General features: G+C 51.1%; 8 protein-coding genes and 1 tRNA gene. 1 reads left to right on the top strand and 8 read right to left on the bottom strand.

What is annotated here, in order from left to right:
* The first annotated feature begins 15 nt into the window (after positions 1-15).
* Positions 16-92 (top strand) — tRNA-Arg (locus tag JKK62_RS04585).
* Positions 93-417: 325 nt separating this feature from the next.
* Here JKK62_RS04585 and JKK62_RS04590 read toward each other — a convergent pair.
* The 8 genes from JKK62_RS04590 to JKK62_RS04625 form a co-directional block, all read right to left on the bottom strand.
* A complete protein-coding gene (locus JKK62_RS04590) occupies positions 418-2,439 on the bottom strand; it encodes a beta-propeller domain-containing protein (RefSeq protein ID WP_201427078.1) in 2,022 nt (673 codons plus the stop codon).
* Between the two features lie 5 nt (positions 2,440-2,444).
* The gene (locus JKK62_RS04595) at positions 2,445-2,948 is read right to left on the bottom strand and encodes an RNA polymerase sigma factor (protein WP_201427079.1); all 504 of its coding nucleotides are present in this window, start codon (positions 2,946-2,948) and stop codon (positions 2,445-2,447) included.
* Between the two features lie 341 nt (positions 2,949-3,289).
* A complete protein-coding gene (locus tag JKK62_RS04600) occupies positions 3,290-6,625 on the bottom strand; it encodes a starch-binding protein (protein ID WP_201427080.1) in 3,336 nt (1,111 codons plus the stop codon).
* 1 nt (position 6,626) lies between these two features.
* The gene (locus JKK62_RS04605; protein WP_366503001.1) at positions 6,627-7,190 is read right to left on the bottom strand and encodes an amidohydrolase family protein; all 564 of its coding nucleotides are present in this window, start codon (positions 7,188-7,190) and stop codon (positions 6,627-6,629) included.
* A complete protein-coding gene (locus JKK62_RS04610; RefSeq protein WP_201427081.1) occupies positions 7,187-7,741 on the bottom strand; it encodes a 2'-5' RNA ligase family protein in 555 nt (184 codons plus the stop codon). Before JKK62_RS04610 ends, JKK62_RS04605 begins: the two co-directional genes overlap by 4 nt.
* A 69-nt stretch (positions 7,742-7,810) precedes the next feature.
* Complete coding sequence (locus JKK62_RS04615) at positions 7,811-8,800, bottom strand: serine hydrolase domain-containing protein (RefSeq protein WP_201427082.1); 990 nt, start codon at positions 8,798-8,800, stop codon at positions 7,811-7,813.
* A gap of 39 nt (positions 8,801-8,839) precedes the next feature.
* Positions 8,840-9,289 (bottom strand): GNAT family N-acetyltransferase, encoded by a 450-nt coding sequence (locus JKK62_RS04620; protein WP_092969380.1) that lies wholly within the window; start codon positions 9,287-9,289, stop codon positions 8,840-8,842.
* 18 nt (positions 9,290-9,307) lie between these two features.
* A partial coding sequence (locus tag JKK62_RS04625; RefSeq protein ID WP_494545958.1) for a carbon-nitrogen hydrolase family protein occupies positions 9,308-9,679 on the bottom strand: 372 nt, incomplete at its 5' end.

Below are 9,679 nucleotides of genomic sequence, written 5' to 3' on the forward strand. Positions count from 1 at the left end.
ATATTGGTACGACATCCGCCCGTGGCGCAGCTGGATAACGCAACGGATTCCGATTCCGGAGAACGGGAGTTCAAATCTCTTCGGGCGGGCCAACAGCAAAGGCAGGACCAAATGGTCCTGCCTTTGCTGTTGGTCTGAACGAACGGGGTCCCCAAAAAAGCCTGCTTTTTGGGGAGAGGACGAGCAACGGAGCGATCGGAGGACGATAACACCTTATCGTCCTCTATCAGCGAAGTTCGCGAGGACGACGGGCGGGCCATAACCAACTCAGGACCAAATGGTTCTGCCTTTGCTGTTGGTCTGAATAAACAGGGTTTCCCAAAAAGCCTGCTTTTGGAGATCACAAAACGACAATGATATATAATACTGTTTTTATAATAAAACAGGGGATGAAGCTCTAACTTCATCCCCATTTTTTTACTGATATTTCTTTGTCTCGATCGTAAGGTCGCCGTCGTAATTCTCTCCGCGGTGGGTCATGTAAACGGTATCGCCGACGTAGATGCATCGCTCGATCTCATTGGTTCTGTCGCAGCGATACTGCTCGATGACCTTGATCTTGCCGTCTCGGACGGTAAAGTTGAGCATACCGCCGTAGATCACATCCTTATCCTCAGAGGCGCCATCCGCGCTCTCGGTATCTTCAGCGTCAATGTAATCGCGCCAGCCGTAATGGGCGTAGTTGAGCGGGATGATGTAATCGTCGCGGTCGGGGTTATAGACCAGAGCCTTGGGGTTGTACTGCACCTCTGAGCTGTACTCAACGTATGACTTGCTGTCGAGTACCTTCGGGTTAGCCTTGTCGCTTACGTCGAAGAGCGCGAGCTTGAAGCCCTCCTGCACCTCAAGGTCGGTATAATCCTCGTTTTCGGTATGATAACCCAGACCCAGCACCAGATCATCGCCGATCGGTATGAGCATGGTAGAGAAGCCGCTGATCTTTGCTTCGCCGAGGATTGCGGGAGCCGCGGGATCACTCAGATCGATCACAAAAAGAGGATCGGTCTGTTCATATGTGATCACATACGCGGTATCGCCCAAGTAACGGACCGCCTTGATACTCTCGTTCTTTGCGAAGCCGTTCACGGAGCCGATCACGCTCAGGTTCTCATCCAGCACATACAGGTTGTTGACGTCCTTGCCGTTTCTCTCACAGGTTGTAGCGACGCGCAGGTTACCGCTGTATTCATCCAGCGCATACTGATCCTTAACGTAACCCTTGACCTCGCCGAAAGCGGTAAATTCCAATCCATCGTCCAGGTTCACCTTGACGATCCGGGTAGTTACCTTGCTGCTGAAGAAGTTGAACCATCCGTCATCATCAACATCATAGTGAGAGGCATAGATATAGAGGTTATTCTCGTTGCAGTAAATATCGCTTACCGCGCCGAGCAGCGCCTTGCTCTCGGACTGTGCAGAAAAGTCGCGCGTATTGAAGGAGCTGACAACCAAAAAGCTCTCGGTGTTGGGGTTCGGGAGCGAATAGATGCAGTTACAGGGAATCTCTTTCTCGTTGCAGTAAGGGATCACGCGATCTTCATACGGATAGTAGGAGCTGACGGTGTACAGTGTGTCCCCTATCATGCGTGAGGACGCGAGATACCCGCTCTGAGAATGGTCGCCGAGGAAGCGGATGCTGTTGATGTCGCTGACGTCGTACACCTGAGCCTCGGTCACGGTCTCTTCGGCATCCCGGTGATCCATACATAAAAGCACCAGAGTATGATCGCGCAGATACATATCGGAGATGGTGAATCTGTAATCATAATAATAGGCGTCGCTGTCGGAAAGGGCGGCTTCATCGGCGGTGGAGGAGCTCTGCTTGCTCGCATCCAGCGTCGTGATCAAGCGGGAGCTGTCGCCGTCTGCGGAGAAGATCTTAATCAAAGCCGCGTTATAGCGATTCTCAACGCAGTAGATATATCTGCCGTCGGTCTTGATGATATCCGCCTCGTCGACGCCTTCGACCTGCTTATAGGTCTCGCTGTGAGAGCTCGAAGAGGCGTTCCCCGACTCAGCGGAAGCGCTGTTTCCCACCTCGGAATAACCGTCAGCCGCCATATCGCTGTTGATCGCCTCAAACATACGGGAATCCTTCTTCTGATTCAATTTACGGATACTGCCGACGGCGTCCTCGACGTCATTGTAGCTGTCAAAGGTCTGCAGCGATTTGATGTCGGCGATCACAGTGGTCGGCGGCGCAGTTTGGGGCTTGTTCCCGATAAATCTCGAGCCCAGAACGATACCTAAAGACGCGACGATGACCAGCGAGGCGGCTACAGCGACAACTGCCGGCCATCTACGCTTGGGACGGAGCGGGATCGGGGCAGGCTGCTTATCCTCGAGCATCGCAAGCACAGCGTCTTTGTCGAGGCTGTCCGGCGCCTTAACGCCGCTGCTCTCAAACTTTTCTTTAATAAAATCAAAATCATTTTTCATGCTGATCACTCCAAAAAAGCTTTCATTTTTGCCAGCGCCCTCGCCTGTCGGGAGCGGACGGTGGACGCATTGAATCCCAACATCGAGGCGATCTCCTTACTGTTATAACCTGCTACCACGCCGAGCAGGACGATCTCTCTGTCCGTCTCACCAAGCGACGCAAGCGCCTCCTGCAGTTCAGGCGACAGATGATCCTCCTGTGACGGCAGGCGGTCAAGCTCCTCGACATCCGCACGGTTACGCTGCTGCTGACGGTCGGCGATCAGCTTTCCGCATGAATAATAGAGGATCTTGAAAATCCATCCCTTGAACGCACCGGCGGCACGCAGCTTGTAGATCCCCTCGTAAGCGGCCGTCACACAGGAAGAAACCGCGTCGTTCGCGTCGTCGGCGTTACCGAGCCGAAAGTACGCATACCGGTACAAATCATCCTTATAGAGCGCATATAAGGAGGCGAAAGCGTTTTTATCGCCTCGTATCGCCTGTTTTATCAAGGATTTTTCGTCCATAATCCCATCCTCCTGTGACGTCGTTCACTTATAAAGTGTCAAAAAAGCGGGAAAGTGTTGCATGATTTTAAAAAAAATAATCAGAAAAACCGGATTACTATAATGCTTAATTTCCGATTAATACTGTTATGTAGTGAATTTTAGTATAACATATATTTCCGTAAAATCCACCCTTTTTTCAAAAAAAGAGGAGCAGACCGCAGTCTGCCCCTCGGGGTAATATAGTAATGATGTCGGTCAAGTAAGCAATGAGTCGTTCGGGAGCGCAAATTGTGCTGTCGGATCATCCTGATGGTATGCGAATAATCCGCGTACGTCCCCGCCATGCGGCTGCTGAACGCTTACTCCCAATAACCGCTGTTATCCCAGCCGGTGATAACGTACTTCTTGCCGATGCCGTCCTGCACGCTCAGATCGCCCGTCTGGTTCCACTTATTGTTCCAGTTGTTGGTCGTGCTCGAGGGATTCATGCGACAGAAGATGACGCTGGTATAGCCGTCGGGGACCTCGACCGTATAGGTATTGCCGGAGCCGGTCATGCTGACCCATGTCTCGCCGTTGCCGAAGAAGTAAGCGGCAAAGCGCGCGCCATCCTTCTGCCAATCAGAGCTGGGCTGGAGGGTCAGAGTCGTCTTGGTGGGTGTGGGCGGATCGGTGGGCTGCTCGGGCTGTGTGCCGCCTACAAGACTGACCTTGTATTTGCTGCCGTCCATCTCACCGGTCGTGTACCACTGAGCGCCGTCGGTAATATCGGTCGTGATATCGACCGTCTGCTTACCGCCGCCGTTGAAGATAATACCGGTAACGGTAGCGGGAACAGTCGCCTTGTAAACGGTCTGGCCATAGGTGTTGGTCTCGTGTACCGTCATCGCGGTACCGGGCCACTGAGGACCGTTGTTCCAGTAGTAGATATTCGCGCTGCCCCAGTTAAGAGCGTCGGTGAAATATACGGTTACGGTATCATCATCGGGCGTTGTCGGCTCGGTGGGAACAACAGGTGTAGAGCCGTTGTCAATGTAGAAATATCCGCCGAAGGCTGCCCAGTCGCTCTGGTAAGTCTCACGGAAATAGATCGTGACCTCGCCTGCGTGAGCGGCGTCAACGGTGTACTCGTTATCCATACCGTCGGGATACCATGCAGTAATCTCGCCGTTTTCGACCTTGACCGCCTTGAGCTTATCGCCCTCGGTCAAAGTGGTACTGAGCATATACTCGCCGGAGGTAGCTGTATTCTCACTGAACATATCGTTTGCGTCGATCGAATCGATGCTCCAATCCGGCTTGATGATATAGAAACCGTCGGTCAGGGTTACAGGAGGCTCAGTGGGCTTCTCGGTAGGTTTCTCGGTGGGCGCCTCGGTGGGAACCGGCTCGGGCTCATCGAATGAAGCGGTAAAGGTGAAATTCGGATTGACGATCGTTCCGTTATTGATGATAAGGGTAAGGTCATCATCAGCACGAGCAATCTTCTTGAAGGTAGTTCTGATCTCAGCATTACCCCCCGCGATAACCTTGTAGTTGGTTACCATGAACAGGCTGTCGTCCTTGTTGAACGCATACGCCTGATCGCCAAGATTCGGGTTAAGGCCGGTGAATGCTACCGTGCCGGAATCCAGCAGGTTTCCGATAACGGAGCCGTTGCTGAGGATCGGGAACATTGCCGCCGCGTCGCTGACAAGACCGGAGCTTGTGTTATATGCGTCGGTTTCTTTCAGGATAGAATCGCTGTAGGTCTGAGAGCCCTGAACAGAACCGATGTACCCGCCGTTGATATCCTTCGCGTTCATCATCGTATATACGGTGAAGGTATCGCCGATGTTGAACTCGCGGGTCTCGCTCTGTCCCTGTAAGCCGTAAATGGTTACGGTCGCCTTAGAGGGCGCCTCGGTGGGTTTTTCGGTGGGTTTTTCGGTAGGTTTCTCGGTAGGTTTCTCGGTAGGCTTCTCGGTAGGCTTCTCCGTAGGCTTCTCGGTAGGCTTCTCGGTAGGCTTCTCAGTGGGCTTCTCAGTCTGCGCCTCGGTGGGAGCCGGCTCGGGCTCATCGAATGAAGCGGTAAAGGTGAAGTTTGTATTCTGGATATTGCCGTTCCTGATAATCAAAGTAAGGTCATCATCCGAGCAGGCAATCTTCTTGAAGTTGGTCCTGATCTCAGCATTGCCGCCTGCGATAACCTTGTAGTTGGTTACCATGAACAGGCTGTCGTCCTTGTTGAACGCATACGCCTGATCGTCAAGTCCGGGAGCGGACGCGGTAAAACCGATGGTATCATCCAGTCCCAGATTCCCGACGACGGTTCCGGTGCTGAGGATCGGGAACATTGCCGCCGCGTCGCTGACAAGACCGGAGCTTGCACTGTAGGCGTCGATCTCATCGACGATCGTGTTGGTATAGGTCTGTGTACCCTGAACAGCGCCGATATATCCGCCGTTAATGTTCTTTGCGTTCAGCACGGTATATACGGTGAAGGTATCGCCGATGTTGAACTCGCGGGTCTCGCTCTGTCCCTGTAAGCCGTAGATGGTTACGGTCGCCTTAGAGGGCGCCTCGGTAGGCTTCTCGGTAGGTTTCTCAGTGGGCTTCTCGGTAGGCTTCTCAGTGGGTTTCTCGGTCACGGGAGCAGTGGTAGGCTTCTCGGTTACGGGCTGAGTAGGCGCGGGAGCGGGCTTATCAAAGGAAGCGGTAACGATCACGTTCTCACCGGGAGCAACGGTGCTCTTATTGATCACGCGGGTGATCGCCTCGTCGGCGGCGGCAAGCGTCAAAATCGTGTTACGGACTTCAGCATTACCCGGCTTTGTGACACGGTAGGTGAACTGCGACAAGATGCTGCTGTCGCTGTTGAAAACAAAGGGGTCTAAGCCGGCGTTTGCAGCATTATAGCGCTGGATCGCGCCCATCTGTCGGGCGACGGTGTCAGCCCCGGTGATCGGGAACATACCGGCGGGGTTGGTGAACAGGTTGTACTGACCGACAGGATCAACAGACTTCAGGATGGAGCTGGTGAAGGTCTGGGCCGCGTTGACAGCCGCGATCTTACCCTGTGCGGTGGTATCGAGCGCATTCAGCGTTGTATAAACGGTAAAGGTATCGCCGACGTTGAACTCGCGGGTCTCGGACTGACCGTTCAGACCGTAGATCGTAACGCTCGTCTTCTGAGCCTCGGTAGGCTTCTCAGTCGGCTGCTCGGTAACGGGGGCGACTGTAGGCGCTACGGTAGGCTTCTCGGTAACGGGAGCGGCGGTGGGCTTCTCCGTGGGCTTCTCAGTAACGGGAGCAGCGGTGGGCTTCTCGGTCGGGGATTCCGTAGGCTTTACGGGCATGTCGATGGGCTCTTCGATGCCTCTGTCGCGTGCTTCGGGATCATCGACAAGGTAGAGCATAATATAGAACACGTCTACGATGTCGATAACATCATCATGGAAGGTGTTCGCGACTCTGAATTCTACATCATCTTCCGTAAAATCGTCGTACTGGATGTAGCCTTCATACCATGCCAGTGAACATTGAAGATCAAGCGCATCGGCAGCGGTAACGATGCCGTCGCCGTCAATATCGCCGAGCAACGGAACATCGTCGTACGGATCAGCAGCACTTGCGGGAACGTCGCACATGGTAAACATGGCAACGAGCATCGTTAACACAAGCAACAAGCTGACCGCTCGTTTAGATTGTTTCATGTTAATCTCCTCCTATCGGTTTTTCATATATCGGAATGAAGTTTTCGATCGGCTGCGCCAACTCGTCTCCGTATAGATCAATCGAATAAAACTCCTTATGTCCCCAAAAGTGTTTCAGGCAATCCTCCAAATAATCGATTGGACAATGACGAGATAAGCCGATTTGCAGACGCAGTTCTATCTCGGGCGCAATTTTTTCATTCGCCTCCCGAAAGGCATCAATCAATTCGCCGATAGCGTTGTTGAAGAACTCGCCAAGCCCCCAAACATCCTCACCGATCTCTAAAACCGTGACGCCGTCCGCTTTTGCCTGCGCAAACGCCGCTTCGATCAGAAGCCTTCTACCCTCCGGGCTGTTGAAGTGATCGCCGATATATTTACCGCTCCACGTATCCATCTCGCGCATGGATTTCAGCGGCTTGGTGATCGGATTGATTTGATGCCCCGATTGATTGAAAATATACTCCCTGCTGCCGCCGAGCACAAAATGGTTGTGCAGATCCGCTTTCGGATATTTTCTGATATCGTCTAAGCTTCCGCTTTTCAGAGCTTCTGTAAAGGTCATTTCACAAGCTCCTCCCGGAAATCAAACGTCTTAAGTTCCTCTACGGGGAAGGTGATCTTCACCAAGCCGACGGAGGTGTAGACACCCTCCAGCTTTTTGAATTCATGCAGAACCAAGTCGCTCGCCTCATAGAAAACGTTTTCTTCATCCTCCGAAGTCAGCGCGACCGTGCAATGCGGCACCCAGCAGTCGGGCTGCTTGTACCACTCCCACGCCGACGCTTCAAATTCCTGCATCAGCGCGTAAAGCTCGCTGTGCAGCTCATACAAGCTCCTTGTCATTATCGGTGACAGGAAGATCGTTTTTGTGTAGTTGAACATTCCGACGGCATCAAAGAGTGCAGGGAATGCCTTGCGGTCGTTTGCAAACTTTTGAAGCAGCTGCGCGCACCTGTCAACGTCAATATCATTGTAAACCGCCAATGTCACATGCGGTCTTGTTTTCCATTCCAGATACTTCGTGCTCAACCCCGCGTCGGCGATCTTTTGCGCCAAACGCATGATTTTTTCTTCGGTTTCTTTGTCAAAATACATCTCAATTGCGTATCTCATTTACACTAACACCTCGTTTTCAATAACTCGTTTGCTTTTACCGTCATGTTATTCCTTATTTCTGATTTGTCACGTTAGTAAAGGAAGAATGTTTTTCTCAATAAATGCAACGCGGTCAAAGACACGGGGCTTGAAGGTTCCCGTCACGCCGACTGAAATTTTGTTCTCAGGATTGACATATATCACGTTGCCTCCGTCACCTATAGCAGCGATTGTTTCCCTATCCTGAAATGGTCTGTACCACAGATATCCGTAGTGCATATTTCCGAAGCGTTCCCCGAGCGAAATACGCGGCGCAGTCATTTCATCAATCCAATTTGTTGAAATAATCCGATTGTTATCATATTCACCGCCGTTCAGAATCAAAACGCCTATTTTCGCCATATCCTCAGCGGAAATGCATAATCCCCAGCCTGCGGTAACAGTGTCTTTCGGGTCGGAATACCATTCGTTCTTTCTCGGCGCTTTGTTCATCAGGAAATCAAACTGATCATCTTTATCGCTTGCGCCGTGAACCGTGTGCTCGGAAATACCGAGCGGAGCAAAAAGATATTGATTTGCAAAGTCGATGCATTTCATTCCCGAAGCGTTTTGAATCACGCCCGATAGGATTTGTATACCGAGCGTAGCGTATTTGAACTCACCCGTGATCCCGTTTCTGCCGCCGAGCAAATCAAGCGCGGCTTTTGTCCAGTCGTCGGAGGTGCAGACCTTTGTCCAAGGCTCACTGCGGTATTTGTACGGCGCGGTCATGGTAAGCAAATGTCGGAGCGTGACCTTGTAAATCGTTTTCTCTCCACGCTTGACAGAGTAATCAGGAAACAAATCTATCACCTTTTGATTCACGCTTCTGATATACCCTCTGTCAATCGCAATACCGATCAGCAAAGCCATGACGCTTTTTGTGACAGACATCACGTTCACCGCATCGGTCGTTTTATAACCGCGCCAACAGTCGTTAAACACAACAGAGCCATTCTTTATCGCATAAATCTGGCAGATGTTGCTTTCGTTTCCTGTGCTGTCGGCGATCATTTGATGTAATTCTGATTTTGTCATTTCATAATTCTTCCTTATATTATCTTAAATCGGAATTTGTCAATCTAATTCTTTTTGGTAGTAAACCAACTCCTTATCTCGTTTCACTTCACAATAACCCAGCTTTGTATAAAAAGCATTCGTTCTTACATTCCAAAGAGGTGTATCAAGTTTGATTCTCTTGTTACCGGGATAGAAGGTTTCTACCAACTTCATCAGGGTAAGACCATACCCCTTCCGATAGTGAACCGGGTCTATAAATATTCTGCCAATGTACAATGTTTCACCGTCTTTGTCCGCAAACAGAATGGCACCGCCAACGATTTCTCCGGCTACGACTGCCTGCATCAAATGTCCTTCATTTTTCATCTGAATGTGCCATGGAATAGAATCATAATCAGGAGGTCGATCTGCTTCGGAAGCGCCAACATGAATATCGCTGTCAAACGCAGCTTTTGATATAGCCACGATCCTTTCGATATTTTTCAATTCTGCATTTTCTAATTTCATTAAAAGCATCTCCTCGTTTTACTGCCCTTCCCTAATAAACGGATATTGTATTTCATCACTTAACAAATCAGAATAAGCCTTCACTTTTCTGAATGTATTTCCCATCATTTCACGCTCGCGGTATTTGCGGATAGCGTCCATGTCAAATGCGGCGTAAAACAATCCCTCTGTTTCGGCGTTGGCGAGCAGCAGCGTGTTATCTGTACATTCGTCGTTGTCATCCCAGCAAATCGGGCTGTACGCGCAGGAGTTGCCCGCGTTTTTGCCGTTGGGATTCGCCATCGCAACGCCGCACATATTCTCATACGCTCTTGTGGAAAGCGCCTGCAAACGGGGGCGCATACTGACGCAATCGTTTGGGACAAGAATGATCTCCGCGCCCTTTAGCAT

This window comes from Ruminococcus difficilis, from assembly GCF_016680995.1.

What these genes read in the sequence shown, in the direction of transcription:
- JKK62_RS04590 (WP_201427078.1), bottom strand. Translation starts at nt 2,439, where the DNA reads ATGAAAAATGATTTTGATTTTATTAAAGAAAAGTTTGAGAGCAGCGGC.
- JKK62_RS04595 (WP_201427079.1), bottom strand. Translation starts at nt 2,948, where the DNA reads ATGGACGAAAAATCCTTGATAAAACAGGCGATACGAGGCGATAAAAAC.
- JKK62_RS04600 (WP_201427080.1), bottom strand. Translation starts at nt 6,625, where the DNA reads ATGAAACAATCTAAACGAGCGGTCAGCTTGTTGCTTGTGTTAACGATG.
- JKK62_RS04605 (WP_366503001.1), bottom strand. Translation starts at nt 7,190, where the DNA reads ATGACCTTTACAGAAGCTCTGAAAAGCGGAAGCTTAGACGATATCAGA.
- JKK62_RS04610 (WP_201427081.1), bottom strand. Translation starts at nt 7,741, where the DNA reads ATGAGATACGCAATTGAGATGTATTTTGACAAAGAAACCGAAGAAAAA.
- JKK62_RS04615 (WP_201427082.1), bottom strand. Translation starts at nt 8,800, where the DNA reads ATGACAAAATCAGAATTACATCAAATGATCGCCGACAGCACAGGAAAC.
- JKK62_RS04620 (WP_092969380.1), bottom strand. Translation starts at nt 9,289, where the DNA reads ATGAAATTAGAAAATGCAGAATTGAAAAATATCGAAAGGATCGTGGCT.